At 71.4% G+C, this 22,231-nt stretch carries 26 protein-coding genes and 4 tRNA genes; 10 read left to right on the top strand and 20 right to left on the bottom strand.

Translation table 11 applies throughout. From position 1 onward, the window contains the following. Window positions 1-107 precede the first annotated feature (107 nt). The 5 genes from rplA to KV205_RS11140 all read right to left on the bottom strand — a co-directional run bounded on the left by rplA (window position 108) and on the right by KV205_RS11140 (window position 2,911). Window positions 108-836 (bottom strand): 50S ribosomal protein L1, encoded by a 729-nt coding sequence (gene rplA / locus KV205_RS11160; protein ID WP_265863991.1) that lies wholly within the window; start codon window positions 834-836, stop codon window positions 108-110. 79 nt (window positions 837-915) lie between these two features. Next, window positions 916-1,350 carry a 50S ribosomal protein L11 gene (rplK, locus tag KV205_RS11155; RefSeq protein WP_128980827.1) on the bottom strand — a complete coding sequence of 145 codons (435 nt, stop codon included), beginning with the start codon at window positions 1,348-1,350 and terminating at the stop codon, window positions 916-918. A gap of 159 nt (window positions 1,351-1,509) precedes the next feature. Continuing rightward, window positions 1,510-2,403, bottom strand: coding sequence for a transcription termination/antitermination protein NusG (gene nusG / locus KV205_RS11150; protein ID WP_265863990.1), 894 nt, complete (start codon window positions 2,401-2,403; stop codon window positions 1,510-1,512). A gap of 44 nt (window positions 2,404-2,447) precedes the next feature. Continuing rightward, window positions 2,448-2,732, bottom strand: coding sequence for a preprotein translocase subunit SecE (secE, locus tag KV205_RS11145; RefSeq protein WP_265863989.1), 285 nt, complete (start codon window positions 2,730-2,732; stop codon window positions 2,448-2,450). Between the two features lie 106 nt (window positions 2,733-2,838). Beyond that, window positions 2,839-2,911, bottom strand: a tRNA-Trp gene (locus tag KV205_RS11140). Window positions 2,912-3,136: 225 nt separating this feature from the next. Here KV205_RS11140 and KV205_RS11135 point away from each other — a divergent pair. Beyond that, window positions 3,137-4,363, top strand: coding sequence for a pyridoxal phosphate-dependent aminotransferase (locus KV205_RS11135; RefSeq protein WP_265863988.1), 1,227 nt, complete (start codon window positions 3,137-3,139; stop codon window positions 4,361-4,363). A gap of 125 nt (window positions 4,364-4,488) precedes the next feature. Beyond that, on the top strand, window positions 4,489-5,523 hold the full coding sequence (locus KV205_RS11130; protein ID WP_265863987.1) for an adenosine deaminase: 1,035 nt from the start codon (window positions 4,489-4,491) through the stop codon (window positions 5,521-5,523). An 8-nt stretch (window positions 5,524-5,531) separates the two neighbouring features. On the opposite strand, the gene KV205_RS11125 is transcribed toward KV205_RS11130, so the two are convergent. Then, on the bottom strand, window positions 5,532-6,137 hold the full coding sequence (locus KV205_RS11125) for a TetR/AcrR family transcriptional regulator (RefSeq protein ID WP_265863986.1): 606 nt from the start codon (window positions 6,135-6,137) through the stop codon (window positions 5,532-5,534). A 94-nt stretch (window positions 6,138-6,231) separates the two neighbouring features. Here KV205_RS11125 and KV205_RS11120 point away from each other — a divergent pair, with 94 nt between their 5' ends. Then, entirely contained in the window at window positions 6,232-6,870 is a 639-nt protein-coding gene (locus KV205_RS11120) for an NAD(P)-dependent oxidoreductase (protein ID WP_265863985.1), read from the top strand. Between the two features lie 6 nt (window positions 6,871-6,876). Here KV205_RS11120 and KV205_RS11115 read toward each other — a convergent pair whose 3' ends face one another. The 6 genes from KV205_RS11115 to KV205_RS11090 form a co-directional block, all read right to left on the bottom strand. Continuing rightward, window positions 6,877-7,935 (bottom strand): UDP-N-acetylmuramate dehydrogenase, encoded by a 1,059-nt coding sequence (locus tag KV205_RS11115; RefSeq protein WP_265863984.1) that lies wholly within the window; start codon window positions 7,933-7,935, stop codon window positions 6,877-6,879. A gap of 63 nt (window positions 7,936-7,998) precedes the next feature. Then, a complete protein-coding gene (locus tag KV205_RS11110; RefSeq protein WP_265863983.1) occupies window positions 7,999-8,427 on the bottom strand; it encodes a MaoC family dehydratase in 429 nt (142 codons plus the stop codon). Window positions 8,428-8,429: 2 nt separating this feature from the next. Beyond that, entirely contained in the window at window positions 8,430-8,882 is a 453-nt protein-coding gene (locus KV205_RS11105; RefSeq protein ID WP_265863982.1) for a MaoC family dehydratase N-terminal domain-containing protein, read from the bottom strand. 98 nt (window positions 8,883-8,980) lie between these two features. After that, a complete protein-coding gene (rpmG, locus tag KV205_RS11100) occupies window positions 8,981-9,145 on the bottom strand; it encodes a 50S ribosomal protein L33 (RefSeq protein ID WP_003956487.1) in 165 nt (54 codons plus the stop codon). 89 nt (window positions 9,146-9,234) lie between these two features. After that, window positions 9,235-9,307, bottom strand: a tRNA-Met gene (locus KV205_RS11095). A 44-nt stretch (window positions 9,308-9,351) separates the two neighbouring features. Next, window positions 9,352-9,424, bottom strand: a tRNA-Thr gene (locus tag KV205_RS11090). 265 nt (window positions 9,425-9,689) lie between these two features. Between KV205_RS11090 and KV205_RS11085 the strand changes: the two genes are divergently transcribed. Both KV205_RS11085 and KV205_RS11080 read left to right on the top strand, forming a co-directional pair. Next, the gene (locus KV205_RS11085) at window positions 9,690-10,973 is read left to right on the top strand and encodes an amidohydrolase family protein (protein ID WP_265863980.1); all 1,284 of its coding nucleotides are present in this window, start codon (window positions 9,690-9,692) and stop codon (window positions 10,971-10,973) included. A 2-nt stretch (window positions 10,974-10,975) separates the two neighbouring features. Next, a complete protein-coding gene (locus tag KV205_RS11080; protein ID WP_265863979.1) occupies window positions 10,976-11,632 on the top strand; it encodes an SDR family oxidoreductase in 657 nt (218 codons plus the stop codon). A gap of 80 nt (window positions 11,633-11,712) precedes the next feature. On the opposite strand, the gene KV205_RS11075 is transcribed toward KV205_RS11080, so the two are convergent. Further along, a tRNA-Tyr gene (locus KV205_RS11075) sits at window positions 11,713-11,794 on the bottom strand. Window positions 11,795-11,963: 169 nt separating this feature from the next. Between KV205_RS11075 and KV205_RS11070 the strand changes: the two genes are divergently transcribed. The 4 genes from KV205_RS11070 to KV205_RS11055 all read left to right on the top strand — a co-directional run bounded on the left by KV205_RS11070 (window position 11,964) and on the right by KV205_RS11055 (window position 14,562). Next, window positions 11,964-12,455 carry a YajQ family cyclic di-GMP-binding protein gene (locus tag KV205_RS11070; protein WP_265863978.1) on the top strand — a complete coding sequence of 164 codons (492 nt, stop codon included), beginning with the start codon at window positions 11,964-11,966 and terminating at the stop codon, window positions 12,453-12,455. A 101-nt stretch (window positions 12,456-12,556) separates the two neighbouring features. Beyond that, window positions 12,557-13,312, top strand: a complete 756-nt coding sequence (locus tag KV205_RS11065; protein WP_265863977.1) for an HNH endonuclease signature motif containing protein — start codon at window positions 12,557-12,559, stop codon at window positions 13,310-13,312. 100 nt (window positions 13,313-13,412) lie between these two features. Continuing rightward, window positions 13,413-13,940: a methylated-DNA--[protein]-cysteine S-methyltransferase gene (locus tag KV205_RS11060; protein ID WP_265863976.1), complete on the top strand. Its 528-nt coding sequence runs from the start codon at window positions 13,413-13,415 to the stop codon at window positions 13,938-13,940. After that, window positions 13,933-14,562, top strand: coding sequence for an alpha-ketoglutarate-dependent dioxygenase AlkB (locus KV205_RS11055; RefSeq protein WP_265863975.1), 630 nt, complete (start codon window positions 13,933-13,935; stop codon window positions 14,560-14,562). Before KV205_RS11060 ends, KV205_RS11055 begins: the two co-directional genes overlap by 8 nt. Window positions 14,563-14,569: 7 nt before the next feature. On the opposite strand, the gene KV205_RS11050 is transcribed toward KV205_RS11055, so the two are convergent. After that, on the bottom strand, window positions 14,570-14,839 hold the full coding sequence (locus KV205_RS11050; protein ID WP_265863974.1) for a GlsB/YeaQ/YmgE family stress response membrane protein: 270 nt from the start codon (window positions 14,837-14,839) through the stop codon (window positions 14,570-14,572). A gap of 57 nt (window positions 14,840-14,896) precedes the next feature. Between KV205_RS11050 and KV205_RS11045 the strand changes: the two genes are divergently transcribed. Beyond that, window positions 14,897-16,129 carry an APC family permease gene (locus KV205_RS11045; protein WP_265863973.1) on the top strand — a complete coding sequence of 411 codons (1,233 nt, stop codon included), beginning with the start codon at window positions 14,897-14,899 and terminating at the stop codon, window positions 16,127-16,129. On the opposite strand, the gene KV205_RS11040 is transcribed toward KV205_RS11045, so the two are convergent. The 6 genes from KV205_RS11040 to KV205_RS11015 form a co-directional block, all read right to left on the bottom strand. Further along, complete coding sequence (locus KV205_RS11040) at window positions 16,095-17,120, bottom strand: hypothetical protein (protein ID WP_265863972.1); 1,026 nt, start codon at window positions 17,118-17,120, stop codon at window positions 16,095-16,097. The two genes, KV205_RS11045 and KV205_RS11040, sit on opposite strands and share 35 nt — an antisense overlap. 13 nt (window positions 17,121-17,133) lie before the next feature. Then, window positions 17,134-17,547 carry a YccF domain-containing protein gene (locus KV205_RS11035; protein WP_265863971.1) on the bottom strand — a complete coding sequence of 138 codons (414 nt, stop codon included), beginning with the start codon at window positions 17,545-17,547 and terminating at the stop codon, window positions 17,134-17,136. Continuing rightward, window positions 17,544-18,407 carry a zinc metalloprotease HtpX gene (gene htpX / locus KV205_RS11030; protein WP_265863970.1) on the bottom strand — a complete coding sequence of 288 codons (864 nt, stop codon included), beginning with the start codon at window positions 18,405-18,407 and terminating at the stop codon, window positions 17,544-17,546. The genes KV205_RS11035 and htpX overlap by 4 nt, the downstream gene beginning before the upstream one ends. A gap of 149 nt (window positions 18,408-18,556) precedes the next feature. Further along, window positions 18,557-19,027 carry a large conductance mechanosensitive channel protein MscL gene (gene mscL / locus KV205_RS11025; RefSeq protein WP_265863969.1) on the bottom strand — a complete coding sequence of 157 codons (471 nt, stop codon included), beginning with the start codon at window positions 19,025-19,027 and terminating at the stop codon, window positions 18,557-18,559. Between the two features lie 37 nt (window positions 19,028-19,064). Beyond that, entirely contained in the window at window positions 19,065-20,609 is a 1,545-nt protein-coding gene (locus tag KV205_RS11020; protein WP_265863968.1) for an NADH-quinone oxidoreductase subunit N, read from the bottom strand. Then, complete coding sequence (locus tag KV205_RS11015; RefSeq protein ID WP_265864082.1) at window positions 20,606-22,204, bottom strand: NuoM family protein; 1,599 nt, start codon at window positions 22,202-22,204, stop codon at window positions 20,606-20,608. Before KV205_RS11015 ends, KV205_RS11020 begins: the two co-directional genes overlap by 4 nt. Between the last annotated feature and the right edge of the window lie 27 nt (window positions 22,205-22,231).

Below are 22,231 nucleotides of genomic sequence, written 5' to 3'. Positions count from 1 at the left end.
TCTTTGGCTTCCTCGGAAGAGTACGTGAAGGTGTCGAGGAAAGGCAAATCGGGCCCCGCACCTTGGAAGGTGCGGGGCCCGATGACCGCCTAGCGAGCTTCAGAAGCTCAGACCGCGGCCGGGTCCTCCTCGACGAGGAGGTTGCGGGTGCGGTTCGAGTCGACCGGAATGCCGGGGCCCATCGTGGTGGCGATGGCGGCCTTCTTGATGTAGCGACCCTTGGCGGCGGACGGCTTCAGACGGAGGATCTCCTCCAGGGCCGCCGCGTAGTTCTCCACCAGCTTGGTGTCGTCGAAGGACACCTTGCCGATGATGAAGTGCAGGTTCGAGTGCTTGTCGACGCGGAACTCGATCTTGCCGCCCTTGATGTCGTTGACAGCCTTGGCGACGTCCATGGTCACGGTGCCGGTCTTGGGGTTCGGCATGAGACCACGCGGACCGAGCACGCGGCCGAGGCGGCCGACCTTGCCCATGAGGTCCGGGGTGGCGACGACGGCGTCGAACTCGTTCAGACGCTGGCCCTTGGCGATCTCGTCGATGAGCTCGTCGGAGCCGACGATGTCGGCGCCCGCGGCAGTCGCGGCCTCGGCACGGTCACCGGTCGCGAAGACCAGGACCCGGGCGGTCTTACCGGTGCCGTGCGGAAGGTTCACGGTGCCACGGACCATCTGGTCGGCCTTGCGCGGGTCGACGCCCAGACGGAAGGCCACCTCGACGGTGCCGTCGAACTTGGTGGAGGAGGTCTCCTTGGCCAGACGCACGGCCTCGAGCGGGGCGTACAGCTTCTCCCGGTCGATCTTGGCGTCGGCAGCCCGGAGGGACTTGCTGCGCTTCACTTCTGCTCCTGGGGGTTCAGGTATGGAGTCGTGGTGCGGGCCAGCGCCGGCCCTACCACTGGGGACTGCGAAGGACTGATCAGCCCTCGACCGTGATGCCCATGGAACGGGCGGTGCCGGCGATGATCTTCGCGGCGGCGTCCAGGTCGTTGGCGTTCAGGTCGGGCATCTTGGTGGTGGCGATCTCGCGGACCTGCGCCTCGGTGATCTTGGCGACCTTGGTCTTGTGCGGCTCGCCGGAGCCCTTCTCCACGCCCGCGGCCTTGAGGATCATCTTCGCGGCCGGCGGGGTCTTCGTGATGAAGGTGAAGGAACGGTCCTCGTAGACCGTGATCTCCACCGGGATGACCCAGCCACGCTGCGACTCGGTCGCGGCGTTGTAGGCCTTGCAGAACTCCATGATGTTGACGCCGTGCTGGCCGAGCGCGGGGCCGACCGGCGGGGCCGGGTTGGCCGCACCGGCGTTGATCTGGAGCTTGATAAGCCCCGTGACCTTCTTCTTCTTGGGAGGCATAGCTCTCTCCGGGTCCTAGTGAGAGTTTTCAGCCGATCCATCCGGTCATCCGGATGGAGGCATACCGCACAACGATAACGGGTATCCTCGCGCGTCCAAAAACCGAGCAGGTCAGAGCGGCTGTGGCAGCCCCTCTGACCTGTCCGGAAACTTGATTCGTCAGTTCTTCTGGATCTGGTCGAAGCTGAGCTCGACCGGGGTCTCGCGACCGAAGATCTCGACGAGGCCCTTGACCTTCTTCGAGTCGGCGTTGATCTCGTTGATCGTGGCCTGGAGGGTGGCGAAGGGGCCGTCGGTGACGGTGACCGAGTCGCCGACCTCGAAGTCGAGCACCTGGACCTCGACCTTGCGGGCCGGAGCCGGCTTGCCCTCGGCCTCGGCGGCCTCGCGGGCGGCCTTCTCCTCGGCCTCCGGGGCGAGCATCTTGACGATCTCGTCCAGGGTCAGCGGGTACGGGTCGTAGGCGTTGCCGACGAAGCCGGTGACACCGGGGGTGTTGCGGACGACGCCCCAGGACTCGTTCGTCAGGTCCATGCGGACGAGCACGTAACCGGGCAGCTTGTTCTGCCGGACGTTCTTGCGCTCGCCGTTCTTGATCTGGACGATCTCTTCCTCGGGGACCTCGGCCTGGTAGATGAAGTCCTCGACGTTCAGCGAGACGGCGCGCTGCTCCAGGTTGGCCTTCACGCGCTTCTCGTAGCCCGCGTAGGTGTGGATCACGTACCACTCGCCGGGCAGACCGCGCAGCTCGTCGCGGAGGGCGGCGATCGGGTCGACCGGGGCGGCGGGCTCGGCCTCGACCGCGTCCTCGGCCTCGGCGGCCTCCTCGGCCTCTTCCTCGGCGGCCTCGATCTCGGCGACCTCGGTGCCGTCCTCGTCCTCGACGTCCGCGGCCTCGGCGTCGACCTCGTCGACCGCTGCGGTCTCGGTGTCGGTCTCGCCGGCCTCGGCGTCCGCAGCTTCGGCCTGCTCCTCGTCGGCCGCCTCGACGATGTCCGTCTCGTCCTCGACGGACTCGGACTCGAAGGCGTCGTTCAGGTTCGCGTCAGACACGGTGGCTGCTTCTTCCTGCGCTACAGATGGGGTGGAACAAAAAGTCAGCCGAAGACGTACTTGACTGCTTCCTGGAAGCCATAGTCAATCACGGTCACAAGACCGATCATGATGACAACGAAGACAATCACCACAGTGGTGTACGTCGTCAGCTGGCTACGAGTGGGCCAGACAACCTTGCGGAGTTCCGCGATGACCTGGCGGTAGAACAGCGCGAGACGGCCGAGAGGGCCCTTCTTTCCGCGCTTGCCGCCCTTCCGGGTCTTCTTGGACTCCGGCGCGGCATCTTCGGCATCAGGCATGTCGATGGAGCCTACGGCATCCGTCACGATGTCTCACCTGATTCCGGGTCGTGGCCGTGCCGCGCCCGGAATTGGAGCCGCACGGCGGTGCAAGGAGTACGTACATGCGCACACAACCTGGCGGTGTGTGTAGCAGGGCCGGAGGGACTTGAACCCCCAACCGCCGGTTTTGGAGACCGGTGCTCTACCAATTGAGCTACGACCCTTTGTGGCTTCCCCAACCTACCGCATCGTGAGATGTGGTCGGTGCGGGCCAACGAGCAGTGAGTGTACGTGGTCATGGGCCCCTACGTCGAACAGGAACCGCGCCGACCTGCCGCGGCACCCCTCGCGGGGCGCCGCGGACCGTGCGTACGACCGGGAATGACCGTTCCTGTCCGCTCCGTGAAACCTGTGTGCCGGGCCGGAACGGGGTCTGGGACGATGGCCGCATGAGCGCTGCTACCCCTCCCACCGAGCGCCGGGTCTCCGCCCGGATCGGTGCGATCTCCGAGTCCGCCACCCTCGCCGTCGACGCCAAGGCCAAGGCCCTCAAGGCCGCCGGGCGCCCGGTCATCGGCTTCGGCGCGGGTGAGCCCGACTTCCCGACGCCGGACTACATCGTCGAGGCGGCCGTCGAGGCCTGCAAGAACCCCAAGTACCACCGCTACACGCCGGCCGGCGGTCTGCCCGAGCTCAAGGCCGCGATCGCCGCGAAGACGCTGCGCGACTCCGGCTACGAGGTCGACGCCTCCCAGGTGCTCGTGACCAACGGCGGCAAGCAGGCCATCTACGAGGCGTTCGCCGCGATCCTCGACCCGGGCGACGAGGTCATCGTCCCCGCCCCGTACTGGACGACCTACCCGGAGTCGATCCGCCTCGCCGGCGGTGTCCCGGTGGAGGTCGTGGCCGACGAGACCACGGGCTACCGGGTGAGCGTGGAGCAGCTGGAGGCCGCGCGCACGGAGAAGACCAAGGTCGTCCTCTTCGTCTCCCCCTCCAACCCGACCGGCGCCGTCTACAGCGAGGCCGAGACCGAGGCGATCGGCCGCTGGGCCGTCGAGCACGGTCTGTGGGTCCTCACCGACGAGATCTACGAGCACCTGGTCTACGGCGGCGCGTCGGCGGTCTCCCTGCCGTCGGTCATGCCGGAGCTGCGCGACAAGTGCATCGTCGTCAACGGCGTCGCCAAGACGTACGCGATGACCGGCTGGCGCGTGGGGTGGATCATCGGCCCGAAGGACGTCGTGAAGGCCGCGACCAACCTGCAGTCGCACGCCACCTCCAACGTGAGCAACGTGGCGCAGGTCGCCGCGCTGGCCGCCGTCTCGGGCGACCTGGAGGCGGTGGCCGAGATGGGCCGCGCCTTCGACCGGCGCCGCCAGACGATCGTGCGGATGCTCAACGAGATCGAGGGCGTCCTGTGCCCGACCCCGGAGGGCGCGTTCTACGTGTACCCGTCGGTGAAGGCGCTGCTCGGCAAGGAGATCCGCAGCAAGCGCCCGCAGAGCTCGGTCGAGCTGGCGGCGCTGATCCTGGACGAGGCCGAGGTCGCGGTCGTCCCGGGCGAGGCCTTCGGCACGCCGGGCTACCTGCGTCTGTCGTACGCGCTGGGCGACGAGGACCTGGTGGAGGGCGTGTCCCGGATCCAGAAGCTGCTCGCCGAGGCCCGCGACTGATCACCCGCGGATCTCCGTATCCGGCCCCCGCTTCTTCGGAAGCGGGGGCCGTTTTTACGTTCTAGCAAGGTCCCGATCGGGGAAACGGACTGTATTCGTCCATTCGGGTGCGGCAGGATCAGCCGATGGAGCACCTTCCTCATCGCGACCTCAGCCTGCTGCCCAAGGCCCATCTGCACCTGCACTTCACGGGTTCGATGCGGCCCTCGACCCTGATCGAACTGGCCGACAAGTACGGGGTGCACCTCCCCGAGGCCCTCAAGAGCGGCACGCCGCCGAAGCTGCGGGCCACGGACGAGCGCGGCTGGTTCCGTTTCCAGCGCCTGTACGACATGGCCCGCTCGTGTCTGCGCGAGCCGGAGGACATCCAGCGCCTGGTGCGGGAGGCCGCGCAGGAGGACGTCCGGGACGGCTCGGGCTGGCTGGAGCTCCAGGTCGACCCCACCTCGTACGCGCCGCTGCTCGGCGGTCTGATCCCGGCCCTGGAGATCATCCTGGACGCGGTCGACACGGCGTCCCGGGAGACCGGGCTCGGGATGCGGGTCCTGGTCGCCGCCAACCGGATGAAGCACCCGCTCGAGGCGCGCACCCTGGCCCGGCTCGCGGTGCGCTACGCGGACCGCGGCGTGGTGGGCTTCGGGCTCTCCAACGACGAGCGGCGCGGCATGGCCCGCGACTTCGACCGGGCCTTCGCGATCGCCCGCGAGGGCGGACTGCTCGCGGCCCCGCACGGCGGCGAGCTGACCGGCCCCTCCTCCGTACGGGACTGCCTGGACGATCTGCGGGCGGCCCGGGTCGGCCACGGCGTCCGCGCGGCGGAGGACCCGCGGCTGCTGCGCAAGCTCGCCGAGCGCGGGGTGACCTGCGAGGTGTGCCCGGCGTCCAATGTGGCGCTCGGCGTCTACGACAAGCACGAGGACGTCCCCCTGCGCACCCTCTTCGAGGCCGGCGTCCCGATGGCGCTCGGCGCGGACGATCCGCTGCTCTTCGGCTCGCGGCTCGCCGCGCAGTACGAGATCGCCCGCCGGCACCACGCCTTCACGGACGCCGAGCTGGCCGAACTGGCCCGGCAGTCGGTGCGGGGCTCGGCCGCGCCGGAGGACGTGCGGCAGAAGCTGCTGTCCGGGATCGACGACTGGCTGGCGGCCCCGGTCGGCTGAGTGTCGTATCAGCTGATCCCGGCCATCAGGGTGCGGGCGATCGAGCGGGCGAAGGCGTCCAGGTCCTGCGGGGGCTTCCCGCCCGGGGTCATCTCCCAGGCGAAGGCCCGGTGGACGCAGGCGCCGAGGAGGAGGGAGGCGGCGGCGAGCGGGTCGGCGTCCGCCGCGATCCGGCCGTGCTGCTGCTCGGCGCGCAGATACTCGGCGAGGCCCTCGATCGGCATGTGGGGGCCGCGGCCGAGGCCCCGCATGATCTCCTCGTGGCGCGCCTTGAGCTGCGGCTCGGCGTAGAGGGAGGCGGCCATCGGGAACGTCTGCTCGTAGAAGAGCGCGGCACGGCGGGCGATCTCGACCAGGTTCTCCTCGACCGTGCGGCCCTTGGGATCGACGGCGAGGGTGCCGAGGAGGTCGCCGAGCCGGGGCAGCCGTTCGTTGAGGACGGTGACGAACAGCTCCTCCTTACTGGAGAAGTACTTGTAGAGCGCCGCCTCCGAGCAGCCGGCCGCCCTGGCGATCTCCTTGGTGGTGGTCCGGGCCAGGCCGGCCGTGTGCATGAGGTCGCGGGCGGCGTCGATGATCCGGGTCCGGGTCGGCTGCTGCGGCTTCTGGTCCACGACGACTCCCGAGAACGGCTTGACGAGTGAGTGGGTGCTTACCCACTCTAGAGGTGAGTGAACACTTACCCACCCCCGTCCAGAAGGGTGCGCCATGAAGCTCACCGTCTTCGGTGCCACCGGTGGCATCGGCCAGGAGATCGTCCGCCAGGCCCTCGACGCGGGCCACGAGGTGACCGCGGTGGTCCGCGACCCGGCCCGCTTCACGGTCACCGGCCCCCGGCTCACCGTCTTCCGCTCCGACCTGTCCGACCCGGCGGCCCTGCACGCCGCCGTCGACGGCCGGGACGCGGTCCTCTCCGGCCTCGGCGCCCGCAACCGCGCCGACGCGGGCACCGGCGTCGCCGCCCGGCTGACCCGCGCCGTCCTGCGCGCCATGGAGCCGACCTCGACCCGCCGTCTCGTCGTGGTCAGCGCCGCGCCCGTGGGCCCGGTCCCGGAGGGTCAGGGCGTCGCCGACAAGGCGATGCTCGCGATCATCAACTCCGTCCTCAAGGACGTCTACACCGATCTGCGCGCCATGGAGGCCGAACTCGCGGCGAGCGCGACCGACTGGACCTCCGTCCGCCCGCCCAAACTGACCGACAAGCCGCTCACCGGCCGCTACCGCCGCGTCATCGGCGGCAACCCGCCCCGCGGCCGCACCCTCGCGCGCGCCGACGTGGCGCACGCGATGCTGGCCACGGTCGACGACCCGGCGACGGTGAAGCAGGGCGTGGGCGTCGCGTACTAAGAGGAGCTAGAGCTCCACGCCCACCGTCACGGGCTCGTTGACCAGCGTGATCCCGAACGCGTCCCGGACCCCGGCGACGACCTCGCGGGCGAGCGCCAGCAGGTCCTCGGTGGTCGCCTCGCCGCGGTTGGTCAGGGCGAGCGTGTGCTTGGTGGAGATCCGGGCAGGCCCGGAGCCGTAGCCCTTGGTGAAGCCCGCCTTGTCGATCAGCCAGGCCGCGGAGGTCTTCATCCGGCCCTCCTCGCCCGCCGGGTACGCGGGCGCGGCGACGTCCGGGCCGAGCCGCTCGGCGACGCGGCCGAGGAAGTCCTCGTACTCCCCCGCCGTGAGGATCGGGTTGGTGAAGAAGGAGCCCGCCGACCACGTGTCGTGGTCCTCCGGGTCCAGGACCATGCCCTTGCCGGAGCGCAGCCGCAGCACGGTCTCCCGGGCGACGGCCAGCGGCACCCGGTCGCCGGCCTCGACCCCGAGGGCGCGCGCCGTCTCCGGGTACGCGATCGGCGCGGACATCCCGTCGGCGTCGGCGAGCTCGAAGCGGACCCGCAGCACGACATAGCGGTCGGGCTGGTCCTTGAAGACGCTGTGCCGGTACGAGAAGGCGCACTCGGCGTTGCTGAGGGTGACCGTCTCCTCGGCCCTGCGGTCGTACGCGACGACCTCGGTGATGGTGGCGGAGACGTCCTGTCCGTAGGCGCCGACGTTCTGGATCGGGGTGGCGCCGGCCGAGCCGGGGATGCCGGCCAGGCACTCGATCCCGGCGAGCCCGGCCTCGACGGTCCGCGCGACGGCGTCCGTCCAGACCTCTCCGGCGGCCAGCTCCAGGCGGGTCCCGTCGAGGGAGAAGCCCTTGGTGGCGATGTGCAGGGCGGTGCCGTCGAAACCCTTGTCGCCGATGACCAGGTTGGAGCCGCCGCCGATGATCAACAGCGGGTCCCCGGCGAGGTCGGCCTCGCGGATCGCGGCGATCACCTCGTCGTCGGTGGTCGCCGTGACGAGCCGGGCGGCGGGCCCGCCGAGCCGGAAGGTGGTCAGGGGCGCGAGGGGGGCGTCGTTGAGGAGCTGCACGGCACAAGGGTACGGGCCCCTCCCGCCGGGGAGGGGCCCGTGTCGCTCGTCACACGACGGCCGTCAGGCGAGCCGGACCACGGCCCGGCTCATCCCGAGCACCTTCTGACCGGCGGAGGTCGCGGTGAGGTCAACCCGCACCTGACCGTCGTCCAGCTTGGCCGCCACCTTGGCGGAGACCTCGATCACGGCGCCCTGGTCGTCGTTGGGGACGACGACGGGCTTGGTGAAGCGGACGCCGTACTCGACGACGGCGGCCGGGTCGCCGGCCCAGTCGGTCACGACGCGGATCGCCTCGGCCATGGTGAACATGCCGTGGGCGATGACGTCGGGCAGGCCGACCTCCTTGGCGAACTTCTCGTTCCAGTGGATCGGGTTGAAGTCACCGGAGGCGCCGGCGTACTGGACCAGCGTGGCGCGGGTCACGGGGAAGGTCTGCGCGGGCAGCTCGGTGCCGACCTCGACCTCGTCGTAGGCGATCTTCGCGGTCACGGTCAGGCCTCCTCGGGGGCGCGGGACACGAGCTTGATCCAGGCGGTCACGACGTGCTCGCCGCTCTCGTCGTGGACCTCGCCGCGGATGTCCATGATGTCGTTGCCGGCGAGCGACTTGATCGCCTCGATGGTGGTGGTCACCGTGAGGCGGTCACCGGCGCGCACCGGCCGGGTGTAGGCGAACTTCTGGTCGCCGTGCACCACGCGGCTGTAGTCCAGGCCCAGCTGCGGGTCCTCGATGACCTGGCCCGCGGCCTTGAAGGTGATCGCGAAGGGGAAGGTCGGCGGGGCGACGACATCCGGGTGGCCGAGGGCCTTGGCGGCCTCCGGGTCGGTGTACGCGGGATTGGCGTCCCCGATCGCCTCGGCGAATTCGCGGATCTTCTCGCGGCCGACCTCGTACGGCGCGGTGGGCGGATAGGTCCGGCCCACGAAGGACTGGTCGAGCGCCATGGCCTCGATACCTCCTGCTGGATCTGGTGCGATGAACGAGTTGCGATAAACGACACGAGGCCGCCCCCTGGTGGGGGCGGCCTCGTGTACGAGCCTGATTAGCGCGTCTCGCGGTGCGCGGTGTGCGAGTTGCAGCGAGGGCAGTGCTTCTTCATCTCAAGACGGTCCGGGTTGTTACGCCGGTTCTTCTTGGTGATGTAGTTCCGCTCCTTGCACTCCACGCAGGCCAGCGTGATCTTCGGGCGGACGTCGGTGGCAGCCACGTGAGTGCTCCTTGACGGACGGATGGGATGGATGAACGCATAGAAGAGTAGCCGATCGCAGGACCGACCCCACAATCGGCTACCGTGTGTAGCGGTGACCGGACTTGAACCGGTGACACAGCGATTATGAGCCGCTTGCTCTACCGACTGAGCTACACCGCTTTGATGATCCGGACCCCGCCCGAAGGCGGGATCCCTCTCACCAGAGCCCCAATACGGAATCGAACCGTAGACCTTCTCCTTACCATGGAGACGCTCTACCGACTGAGCTATTGGGGCGAGCGAGGAAGACATTACACGGTCTCCGGCCCATCCCCCAAATCCGTTTCCCGCACCCTTTCCCGCGCCCTGCGCACAGCCTCCGCGCAGCCTCCGCACAGCGCCTTCCCGGCCGCTCACCTGCCGCCTCGTAGGCCACACGAGCAGTCATCAGTACGACTATTGCGCTCCTCCTCGAAGGCGGCCCGGACCGCCCCTAGGCTCGGGCCCACGCTGCGTGATCTTGATCTTGGCGAGCCGTGTGCCCGGACCCCGAGGAGCCCGATTGTCAGCCGACAGCCAGCAGCCCCAGCCGTCGCCCGACGACCGGGCCCCGGCCACCGCCGCCGACGCCACGTCGCTGCTGCTCTCGAACGCCCGGCTCACCGACGGCCGGACCGTCGACGTACGCCTCGGCCGCGGCCGGATCGAGGCCGTCGGTACGGCCGGCAGCCTGGCCGCCGTGGGCGCCCGCGTCGACCTGGCCGGCCATCTGCTGCTCCCCGCGCCCGCCGAACCCCACGCCCACCTCGACACCGCCCTCACCGCCGACGCGGCGGGCCCCGTCTCGTACGCCCCCGACGAGGTCCAGCGGCGGGTCACCGAGGCCGCCCTGCTCCAGCTCGGGCACGGCGCCACTGCGCTGCGCGCGCACGTACGGATCGGGGACGTGCACGGCCTCGGGCCGCTGGAGGCCGCCCTGCAGGCCCGGCGCTCGCTGCGCGGGCTCGCCGAACTCACGACGGTGGCCACGCCCCGGCTGCTCACCGGCGCGGCCGGCGCCGACGGGCTCGCGATGCTGCGGGACGCGGTGAAGATGGGCGCCGGGGTGGTCGGCGGCTGCCCCGACCTGGACCCGGACCCCACCGGCTACGTGGAGGCGCTCCTGGAGGTCGCGGCCGAGCACGGCTGCCCCGTGGACCTGCACACCGACGGCGACGACCCGGCGCGCCTGGCCCGGCTCGCCGCGATGGCCGGCGGGCTGCGGCCCGGGGTGACGATCGGCCCGTGCGCGGGACTCGCCCGGCTCCCCGCCGACCAGGCCCGCCGGGCGGCGGACCAGCTGGCGGCGGCCGGCGTCACGGTGGTCGCCCTGCCCCAGGGCGGCTGCGGCGCGACCGGACCGCGCGGCACGGCCCCCGTACGGCTCCTGCGGGCGGCCGGCGTCCGGGTCGCGGCGGGCGGCGGGGCGCTGCGGGACGTGTCCAACCCGGTGGGGCGCGGCGATCCGCTGGAGATCGCCTATCTGCTCGCCTCGCTCGGCGGCCTGCCCGCCCCCGAGGCGTACGCGGCGGTCAGCGCGGACGCGCGGGCGGCGATGGGCCTGTCGGAGGTACGGGTCGAGGCGGGCTTCCCGGCCGAGCTCCTCGCGGTGCGGGGCGAGCGGCTGACGGGCGTGCTCTCCCTCGCGTACAGCCGGATCGTGGTGCACCGCGGGCGGGTGGTGGCGCGGACCAGCGCGGTGCGCGAGTACTGCGACTCGGCGGCCGCCCTCGACCTGCCGCGACAGGCCCGGCCGACGCGGCCGGATTCGGGAGGCCCGGGCGGACCCGGCGTCGTACGGTCGTGAGTATGCGCGTAGTCATCGCTGGAGGACACGGACAGATCGCCCTGCGTCTGGAGCGGCTGCTCGCCGCGGGCGGACACCATCCGGTGGGCATCATCCGCCGCCCCGAACAGGCCGAGGACCTGCGCTCGGCCGGCGCCGAACCGGTCGTCCTGGACCTGGAGTCGGCCTCCCCCGGCGAGGTCGCCGCCGTCCTGCGGGGCGCCGACGCGGCCGTCTTCGCCGCCGGCGCGGGCCCCGGCAGCGGCACCGCCCGCAAGGACACCGTCGACCGCGGCGCCGCCGTCCTCTTCGCCGACGCGGCGGAGGCGGCGGGCGTACGGCGCTTCCTCATCGTCTCGTCCATGGGCGCCGACTCCGCCCACCCGGGCGACGAGACCTTCGACGCCTACCTCCGCGCCAAGGGCGCCGCCGACGACGACATCCGCTCCCGCGCCGGCCTCGACTGGACGGTCCTGCGCCCCGGCTCCCTGACGAACGACGCGGGCACCGGCCAGGTCCGCCTGGAGGCCCGCACCGGCCGCGGCCCCGTCCCCCGCGACGACGTGGCGGCCACCCTCGCCGAACTCCTCGACACCCCGGCCACCGCCGGCCTGACCCTGGAACTGATCTCGGGCGGCACCCCGCTGTCGGTCGCGGTGAAGGACATCGCGGGCAACTGACCGCCCGAACGACCGCCCGAGCGGGCCCCGGACATGCGAGAAGGTCCCCGGTGCGAACACCGGGGACCTTCTGCATCGCGTGGCGGCGCCAGGATTCGAACCTGGGTAGGCTAAGCCGACGGATTTACAGTCCGCTCCCATTGGCCACTCGGGCACACCGCCATGGGATCGCTGCCTCGGAGCCGCTTTTCGGCTGCGCTCCCTGGCAACGACGTAAACAATACCTGATCCCTGGGGGTGCTTCGCCACCGGATTGATCACGGGTCGGCGGCGGGCCCGGTGGCTACGCTTTGCGTTGTACCGAACGCATCCGAGCAAGGAGCCTCACCTCATGGCCGACTCCAGTTTCGACATCGTCTCCAAGGTCGAGCGGCAGGAGGTCGACAACGCCCTCAACCAGGCCGCGAAGGAGATCACGCAGCGCTACGACTTCAAGGGCACCAACGCCAAGATCGAGTGGTCGGGCGAGAAGATCCTGATGCAGGCGAACGGCGAGGAGCGGGTCAAGGCGATCCTCGACATCCTGCAGTCCAAGCTGATCAAGCGGGGCATCTCGCTGAAGTCGCTGGAGGTCGAGGGCGAGCCGCAGCTGTCCGGCAAGGAGTACAAGCTCTTCGCGTCCATCCAGGAGGGCATCTCCCAGGAGAACGCGAAGAAGGTCGCCAAGGTCATCCGCGACGAGGGTCCGAAGGGCGTCAAGGCGCAGGTGCAGGGCGACGAGCTGCGGGTCAGCTCGAAGAGCCGGGACGACCTGCAGGCCATCATCGCGCTGCTCAAGGGCAAGGACTTCGACTTCGCCCTGCAGTTCGTGAACTACCGCTGACGCGAGCCGCGAACCGCCCCTCCCCGTTCGTCGGCCGGAGGGGTGGGTCGGGCCGTGCCGTGCCGGCCCGCGTTGTCAGCACCGCCGCCTAGGCTTCCCGCATGACCACGAAGCGCAGCGCGGTGCCTCGCCCGTTGGCCCGGCAGCTTTTCGTCGAGGCCGGACACCGGTGTGCGATACCGACGTGCCGCGCGACCCCTCTGGAGATCGCGCACATCGTGCCGTGGGCCCGCGTCCGCAGGCACGAGTTCCACAACATGATCGTCCTGTGCCCGAACTGCCACACCCGGTTCGACCGCGGGGACATCGACCGGCAGGCCATGTTCCGGTACAAGGAGCTGCTGCGGCTGTCGGATCCCCACCACGTGGCACCCGACGACCCTTCGCCGCGGGCCGGTCTCATCCGGGCCTATCGGCACTTCCAGACGCAGATCGACGGATGGCGGAAGTCCATCTCCGATCTGAGCGCGGCGATCGCGCTGGGCTCCACCGGCTTCCCGGTCGGCAACGTCAAGAGGTGCGCCGGAAGGGCGTCGATCGCCCGCGCGGCCACCGACAAGCTGGGCGAACTCGGGGGCGGGGGCATCGTCGAGGCGGCGGACCACGTCTTCGACTGGCACCGGCGGTGGGCCGACGACGTCGTCGATCTGAAGCTCTCCGCCTTCAACAGGAGCCGGGCCGAGTACGAGCTCTGGGCGGAGGAGAGGTTCATGAGCTTCGTCGCCCTTCACGAGGAGGTCTGCGAGTCACTGGACCTCGATCCCACGGAGCTGGACTTCTTCGAGTCCGAGAGACCCGAGCGGGATCTCCCCGAGGTCTCCCTCGGCACCCTGGGCCTGTGGCCGACGGACGCCTGACCGCACGAGCGGCGCGTGCCGTCCGGGGCCTCCGGGGCCTCCAGGGCCGCGTCCGAAAACCGCCAGCCCCTCGCCCCGGCGGCCGCGCACACTGGAAGGCATGAACAGCACTCTTTACACCTGGGCCGACGGTCCCCTCGGCACGATGCTCCTGGTGGGGCGGGTCGCCGAAGGGGGGCGGGTCGCGTTGCGGTCGGTGTCGCTGGAGGGGCAGAAGGGCGCCGTGGAGGTCCGGGAGGGCTGGGTGCACGAGCCTGCCGGCTTCGGGGAGGTCGCCGGGCAGCTCGACGCGTACTTCGCCGGGCGGCGGGACGGGTTCGACCTGGTCTTCGAGGAGGCCGGGACGGAGTTCCAGCGGAAGGTGTGGCGGGCGCTTGAGGAGATTCCGTACGGGACGACCGTGTCGTACGGGGAGATCGCGCGGCGCGTCGGGGCGGAGGGGGCCGGGGTGCGGGCCGTGGGGACCGCGATCGGGCGGAATCCGCTGCTGGTGGTGCGGCCGTGCCACCGGGTGATCGGAGCCGACGGGAGCCTGCGGGGTTACGCGGCGGGGCTGGAGCGCAAGGAGCGGTTGCTGGCGCTCGAAGGGGCCCTGGGCCCGGCCCTGGAGAGCGAGAGCGGTGGCTGAGGGGCTGTTTCCGCGGGAGCGGAGCGAGCCGGCGCCGGGGGCGGTGCACGTGCCCGGGTGGCTGCCGTTCGCGCGCCAGCGGGAACTGGTGGCGGCGTGCCGGGAGTTCGGGCGGGGGCCGCTCTCGTACGAGGCGACGGTGCTGCCCGGCGGCGGGGTGATGTCGGTGCGCTCGCTCTGCCTGGGGCGGCGCTGGGAGCCGTACCGCTACCTGGGGAAGGAGGACATCCGCGTCGAACTGCCGGACTGGCTGGTGGACTTGGGGCGCGACGCACTGGTGGAGGCGTACGGGGAACACGGCGACTTCGCGCCGGACACCGCGCTCGTCAACTTCTACGGCGACGGCGCCCGGATGGGCATGCACCAGGACCGGGAGGAGCGCTCGCCCGCCCCGGTCGTGTCGCTGAGTCTCGGCGACACGTGCGTGTTCCGGCTGGGGAACACCGAGGACCGCGGACGGCCCTACACGGACGTGGAGTTGGTGTCCGGGGACCTGTTCGTCTTCGGCGGGCCGTCGCGTTTCGCGTACCACGGGGTGCCGAAGGTGTACGCCGGGACCGCCGCCCCTGGCCTGGGGCTCAGGGGGCGGCTGAACATCACGCTGCGGGAGACGGGCCTTTGAGCCGTCTCTAACGCTCGCGCGAGTGGCCGAAAAGAATGCGGTACGCGATCAGCAGCACCAGAGAGCCGCCGATCGCCGACAGCCAGGTCGCCCCGTCGTAGAAGTCCTGCGTGATCGGGCGGTCCAGGAAGCGGGCGGAGAGCCAGCCGCCGAGGAAGGCGCCGACGACGCCGATGAGGGTCGTGCCGATCAGGCCGCCCGGGTCGCGGCCCGGGAGCAGGACCTTGGCGATGACGCCGGCGAGCAGTCCGAGAACTATCCAGCTGATGATGCTCATGCCCTTGAGGACGCCCGCTGGTCCCGGGCGGTTGCCGGACCCCCTAATGTGCGGGGCATGACACAGGAATTGCGCCGCACCCTCGGGGTGTTCGACGCCGTCGTCATCGGGCTCGGCTCGATGGTCGGCGCCGGAATCTTCGCGGCGCTCGGGCCGGCGGCCCGAGCGGCGGGCCCCGGACTGCTCCCGGCGCTCGGCGTCGCCGCCGTCGTGGCCTACTGCAACGCCATGGCCTCGGCCCGGCTCGCCGCCCGCTACCCGGCCTCCGGCGGCACCTATGTCTACGGGCGGGAGCGGCTCGGCGCGTTCTGGGGCTATCTGGCCGGCTGGGCGTTCGTCGTGGGCAAGACGGCCTCGTGCGCGGCGATGGCGCTGACGGTCGGCTCGTATCTGTGGCCGGAGCAGGCGCACGCCGTGGCCGTGGCCTCCGTCGTCCTCCTGACCGCCGTCAACTACCGCGGCATGCAGAAGTCCGCACTGCTCACCCGGATCATCGTGGCGGTCGTCCTGGCCGTCCTGGCGGCCACCGTCGCGGCGATCGCCGGGGCCGGGGAGGCCGGGCGGCTCGCGCTCGCCGGGGACGTGCCGGCCGGCGGGGTGCTGCAGGCGGCCGGGCTGCTCTTCTTCGCCTTCGCCGGGTACGCGCGGATCACCACGCTCGGCGAGGAGGTGCGCGACCCGGAGCGGACCATTCCGCGGGCCGTGCCGCTCGCCCTCGGCATCACCCTCGTCGTCTACGCGGCCGTCGCCGTGTCCGTGCTCGCCGTCCTCGGGCCGCGCGCCCTGGCCGCCTCCCCCGCCCCGCTCGCGGACGCGGCGCGGGCGGCGGGGGCCGACTGGCTGGTGCCCGTGGTCACGGTGGGCGCGGCGGTCGCCGCGCTCGGCTCGCTGCTCTCGCTGATCCTCGGGGTGTCCCGTACCACCCTCGCCATGGCCAGGGACGGGCATCTGCCGGCCACGCTCGCGGCCGTCCACCCGCGGTTCCGGGTGCCGCACCACGCGGAGCTCGCGGTCGGCGCGGTGGTGGCCGTGGTGGCGGCGACCGTGGACGTACGGGGCGCGATCGGCTTCTCGTCCTTCGGGGTCCTGGTCTACTACGCGATCGCCAACGCCTCCTCCTGGACCCTGGGCCGCCGGGACCGGCCGCTGGCCGTGCTCGGCCTGGCGGGCTGCGCGGCCCTCGCCTTCTCGCTGCCGCCGACCTCCGTGCTCGCCGGGCTCGGGGTGCTCGCGGTCGGCGTCGTGGCCCACGCCGTCAGGCGAGGACGACCCGAACCCCCGCGGACCTGAGCCGTTCGACGATCTCCTGGAAGGTCTCGGGGAGCCGCCCGGTGAGCGGCGGCACGCCCAGGCAGGCCCGGGCGATGTCGGCGTGGTGCCAGACGAGGGTGCAGCCGGTGAGCACCGCGCCGATCACCCGTGACGCTCCGCTTTCGAAGACGCGCCCGGGACCGTACACGGCTTCCCCCAGGGCACAGAGGAAGGCGTCCACGTCGACGACGTCCGTGCCGTCGAGCTCGTACGTGGCGCCGGCGGGGGTCTCCGGAGCGCCGTACGACCTGCGGGCGGCCTGGTCCAGCCACTCCTCGCGGTCCGCGCCGGTGAAGCGGCGCCAGGTGCCGGGCTCGGTGGGGCCGTCGTCCCCGAAGAACAGGTCCCAGACGGCCCGCCGCTGAGGGGGTATGAGGCCGGTGCGCGGGAAGGCCACGGTCAGGTCGACGAGGCCGTGGTACGTGGCGGAGGTGTCCCACGCGGTGACGCGGCCGGCGTCGGCCTCCGCCGCCACGGTCCCCGTCCGGTGGAGGACCTGGTAGCGGACCGGCTCGAACCCCTCCGCGCCCGCCGCGAGCGCGTCGCGCAACGCGCCGCGCGGGGAGCAGCCGAGGAAGACGACGTCGGTGTGGGTGAGCTCGGGCGGGTCGGGCGGTGAGACGCGGACGAGGTTGCCGCAGGGGACGGCGAGGGCTCCGGCGTACGAGCGGCGCGGGTCGCCGTCGGACTCGACGGTGACGACGTCGCCGCGCGCGCCGAGCACCCGTACCCCGGTGAAGAGCCACGCGTCGCCGTCGGGGGTGCGGACGTGGAGGGAGTCGCCGAGCCGGGCCGCGCCTTCGACGACGGCCTCGCTGACGGCCCGGGCGAGCTCGCCGCGCGGCTCGCAGCCGCGCAGCTCGTGCACCACGCGGGCTGCGGGGGCGGGCTCCGCGTACAGACCGTCGACGTCCTTGCAGAGGGCTACGGCGTGGAGGCCGGACACCAGCGCGTAGCGGGGTGTGTCCACCGGCGGGCCGCCGCTACCGGCCCTGGTAGCCGTACCCGTAGCCGGGGTAGGGCTGGTCGGTCGGGACGATCTCCTTGCCCAGCGGGAGCAGCGACAGCGGGATCATCTTGAAGTTGGCGATGCCCAGCGGGATGCCGATGATCGTGATGCACTGCGCGATGCCGGTGACGATGTGGCCGAGGGCCAGCCACCAGCCGGCCAGGATCAGCCACAGCACGTTGCCTATGCAGGACGGGGCGCCCGCGTCGGGGCGGTCGACGACCGTGCGGCCGAAGGGCCACAGGGCGTAGAGGGCGATGCGGAAGGCCGCGATGCCGAAGGGGATGCCGATGATCGTGATGCAGAGGATCAGGCCGGCGGCGAGATAGCCGAGGAACAGCCAGAAGCCGCTGAACACCAGCCAGATGATGTTGAGGATTGTCTTCACGGGCGGCGACCTGCCATCTGTTCGAGCCGGGCGATGCGCTCCGCCATCGGCGGGTGGGTGGAGAACATTTTGGACATCCCCTGCCCCGGGCGGAAGGGGTTCGCGATCATCATGTGGCTGGCGGTCTCGATCTTGGGCTCGGGCGGCAGCGGGAGCTGCCTGGTGCCCGCCTCCAGCTTGCGCAGGGCGCTGGCGAGGGCGAGCGGGTCGCCGGTGAGCTGGGCTCCGGAGGCGTCCGCCTCGTACTCCCGGGAGCGGGAGATGGCCAGCTGGATGACGGAGGCGGCGATCGGGCCAAGGATCATGATCAGCAGCATGCCGAGCAGTCCGGGGCCGCGGTCGTCGTCGGAGCGGCCGACCGGGATCAGCCACGCGAAGTTCACCAGGAACAGGATCACCGAGGCGAGCGCGCCGGCCACCGAGGAGATGAGGATGTCCCGGTTGTAGACGTGGCTCAGCTCGTGCCCGATGACGCCGCGCAGCTCGCGTTCGTCGAGGATCGCGAGGATGCCCTCGGTGCAGCACACGGCCGCGTTGCGCGGGTTGCGGCCGGTGGCGAAGGCGTTCGGCGCCTGGGTGGGCGAGATGTAGAGCCGTGGCATCGGCTGGCGGGCCTGGGTGGAGAGCTCGCGGACCATCCGGTAGAGCGCCGGGGCCTCGAACTCGCTCACGGGCCGGGCGCGCATGGCGCGCAGCGCCAGCTTGTCGCTGTTCCAGTACGCGTACGCGTTGGTGCCGAGCGCCACGAGGACCGCGACGATCAGGCCCGTACGCCCGAAGAAGCTGCCGATGACGATGATGAGGGCCGAGAGCCCTCCGAGGAGTACGGCGGTCCTCAGCCCGTTGTGCCGGCGGTGCACGGTACGCCCTCCAAGTGGTGCGGCAGGGGAACCCTTCTGTCCAGTGGACCCTCCCTTCCTGGTCAACGCCACGCGGGAGGTACGGGTTCCCCGGCCGCGCCGGGGCCGCGCGGGGGCCGCGCCGGGTGCGGTGTCCGCCGTACGGGTGACTAGCGCTGGGCCGGGACGGCCACCTTGTCCAGGCCGGCCTTGGCGAGGGCCTCGTCGAGCGGCTCGACCTCGCTGGTGCAGTGGCCGCAGCGGGTGGCGATGGCCGGGATCTCGGTGAAGCAGCGGGGGCAGTCGCGCTTCGCCGACTTCGGGTCGGCCGCCTCCTCCTTGGCGAACTTGGCCTGGAACTTCGCCATGGGGACGACGAAGAGGAAGTAGAGGACGACGGCGGTGATGAGGAACGCGATGGTCGCGGCGATGGCCAGGCCGTACGGGAAGACGGTCTTGCCGATGGTGAACTGCGCCTCGCTGAAGTCGCCGACGGAGCCGGTGGCGAGACCGATGAGGGGGGTGATGAACGCCTTGCTGAAGCCGGTCACGACGGCCGTGAACGCCGAGCCGACGGCCAGACCGATGGCCATCGAGACGACGTTCCCGCGAAGTATGAAGTCCTTGAAGCCGTTCAGCACGGTGGTTCCGTTCCTTGGGAGGTGGGGAGGTGGGGGGTCAGAAGAGGCTGTTCGACGCGTAGCGGAGCGCGAACTGCGGCCAGCCCGACAGCACCACGCCCGCGGCCGCCGTCAGCGCGACCGCCAGGGTGACCGGGACCGTCGCCCTCATCCGTACGACCGCCACGCCCTCCGGCCCGCGGAACAGCAGGGCCGTCCAGCGCAGGTAGTAGGCGAGGCCGATCACGACGTTGAGGCCCATGAGCACCGCGAGCCAGCCGAGGCCGGCGTCGACGGCCGCCGAGAAGACGGTCACCTTGGCGAAGAGGCCGATGATACCCGGGGGCAGTCCGGCCAGGTTCAGGAGGAAGAAGGCCATCGCCAGGGCGGCGGCGGGGCTCGCCGCGTACAGGCCGCGGTGGTCGGAGATCCGGGCGTCGGGACGCGTACGGGCGACCAGGGCGACCACCGCGAAGGCGCCGAGGTTCACCGCCGCGTACATCAGGGCGTACGCGACGGTCGAGCCGATCTGGTCGTCGCCGGAGTACGCGGCGGCGGCGATCGGCACCAGGAGGTAGCCGGCCTGGGCTACCGACGACCAGGCGAGGAGGCGGACCGCGCTCCACGCGCGCGTGGCGACCTGGCGCAGGGCGGCGACGTTGCCGACGGTCATGGTGAGCGCGGCGAGGGCGGCGAGCGCCGGGCCCCACACGTCCGCGTAGGAGGGGAAGGCGACGACGGTCACCAGGATGATCCCGGTGAAGCCGACGGCCTTGCCGACCACGGAGAGGTACGCCGCCACGGGCAGCGGGGCCCCGACATAGGTGTCGGGCACCCAGAAGTGGAAGGGGACGGCGGCCGTCTTGAAGGCGAAGCCGACGAGAGTGAGGACCACGCCCGCCTGGGCGAGGGTCTGCAGCTGGCCGGGGACGTCGCCGAGGCGCTGGGCGATCTCGGTGAGGTGGAGGGTGCCGGTGGCCGCGTAGACGAAGCTGGCGCCGAGCAGGGTCACGGCGGTGGCGGTGACGGACGACAGGAAGAACTTGAGCGCCGCCTCGCCGGACAGCCGGTCGCCGCGCCGGAGGCCGACCAGCGCGAACGCGGGCAGCGAGGCCACTTCGAGGGCGACGACGAGGGTGGCGAGGTCGCGGGAGGCGGGCAGCAGGGCGGCGCCGGCGGCGGAGGAGAGCAGCAGGAACCAGTACTCGCCGGCGGGCAGCTTCCGGCGGGCGCCGTCGGAGCCGTCGGAGCCGTCAGTGTCGTCGAGCGAGAGGAGTGCGGTGACGAGCGCGCCTCCGAGCACCAGGAACTGGATGACCAGGGTGAAGGTGTCGGCGGTGTAGCTGCACGCGCGCAGCTCGGTGGCGGCGGTGAGGCAGAAGGTGGAGCGGTCGGCGGCGCGCAGCGGGGCGAGCAGCGCGAGCGCGGCGGCAAGGCCGGCGATCGCGGTCCAGCCGAGGAGCCGCTTGCGGGCCTCGGGGACGAACAGGTCGGCGACCAGGACGACGAGCGCGACCAGGGCGGTGAGGGTGGGCGGCGCGATGGCGAGCCAGTCGACGGACTGGACGAGATCGGCGCCCTGGGCGAGCTGCACTGGCTTCACTGGTTGCCTCCCGCGAGGAGCTGCTGGACGGCCGGGTCGGTGAGGCCGAGGAGGACGGCGGGCCACAGTCCGGCGAGGACGGTGAGGGCGACGAGCGGGGTCCAGGCGGCGAACTCGTAACCCTGGACGTCGGCGATCACGGTCTCGCCGGCCGGGCGGGGGCCGCCCATGCAGACCCGGCGGACCACGACGAGGAGGTAGGCGGCGGTGAGCAGGGTGCCGAAGGCGCCGATCGCCATGAAGGTGAGGAAGGCGGGGCGGCTGAGGCCCGCGGCCGGTTCGAAGGCGCCGAACAGGGCGAGCATCTCGCCCCAGAACCCGGCGAGGCCGGGCAGGCCGAGGGAGGCGACGGCGGCGAAGGCGAGCAGGGCGCCGAGGCGGGGGGCGCGGCCGTAGAGGGCGGCACCGGTGGCCCCGGCGAGGGTGTCGAGGTCGGCGGTGCCGTAGCGGTCCTTGAGCGCGCCGACCAGGAAGAAGAGGAGGCCGGTGATGAGGCCGTGGGCGATGTTGGCGAAGAGCGCGCCGTTGACGCCGGTGGGGGTCATGGTGGCGATGCCGAGGAGGACGAAGCCCATGTGGCCGACGGAGGAGTAGGCGATGAGCCGCTTGAGGTCGCCCTTGGCGCCGGGCTTCGCGAGGGCGAGGCAGGCGAGCGATCCGTAGATGATGCCGGCGACGGCGAAGGCGGCGAGGTACGGGGCGAAGGTGTGCATGCCGTCGGGGGCGATCGGCAGCACGATGCGGACGAACCCGTACGTGCCCATCTTCAGGAGCACGCCGGCGAGGAGCACGGAGCCGACGGTCGGGGCGGCGGTGTGGGCGTCCGGGAGCCAGCTGTGCAGCGGCCACATCGGGGTCTTCACGGCGAGCCCGATCCCGATCGCGAGAACGGCGATGACCTGCACGGATGTGGTCAGTCCGCGGCCGTTGTCAGTGGCCAGTGCCACCATGTCGAACGTGCCCGCCTTGACGCCGATGAGGAGGAGGCCGAGCAGCATGACGATCGAGCCGAGCAGGGTGTAGAGGACGAACTTCCAGGCGGCTGCCCGCCTGCCCGCGCCGCCCCAGCGGGCGATGAGGAAGTACATCGGGATGAGGACCGTCTCGAAGGCCAGGAAGAACAGGACCAGATCGAGGACGGCGAAGGTCGCCAGGGTGCCGGACTCGAGGACGAGCAGCAGGGCGACGAAGGCCTTGGGGGCGGGGCCTGCCTTGGGGGCGGGGCCTGTGGTGCCCGTGGTGCCTGTGGTGCCCGTGGGGGGCTTGAAGTAGCTGTAGAGCGCGCAGAGGAAGGTCAGCAGCGCGGTCAGGAGCAGGAGGGGAAGCGAGATGCCGTCGACACCGAGGTGGATCCGCACGTCGAGTGCCTTGATCCAGGTGATGTCGGTGGTGGCCTGCATCGTCGAGGGGTGGTCGTGGTCGAAGCCGAGCGCGAGGACGATCGCGGCGATCAGGATGACGCCGGTGACGGTCACGCCGTGGCGGAGCACGGCCTGGTCGGGTGACTTCCCCTTCAGTCCGGGCGGGGCGGGCAGGAGCGCGGCGGCGGCGCCGAGGAGCGGGCCGGCGACGATCAACGCCAGAAGGAACTGCATCACGGATTCGCTGATATCGATCACGGC

Origin of the sequence: Streptomyces sp. SKN60, from assembly GCF_026236535.1 — a bacterium.
Classification (GTDB): Bacteria; Actinomycetota; Actinomycetes; order Streptomycetales; family Streptomycetaceae; genus Streptomyces.
This window is presented reverse-complemented; position numbering and strand designations above follow the sequence as displayed.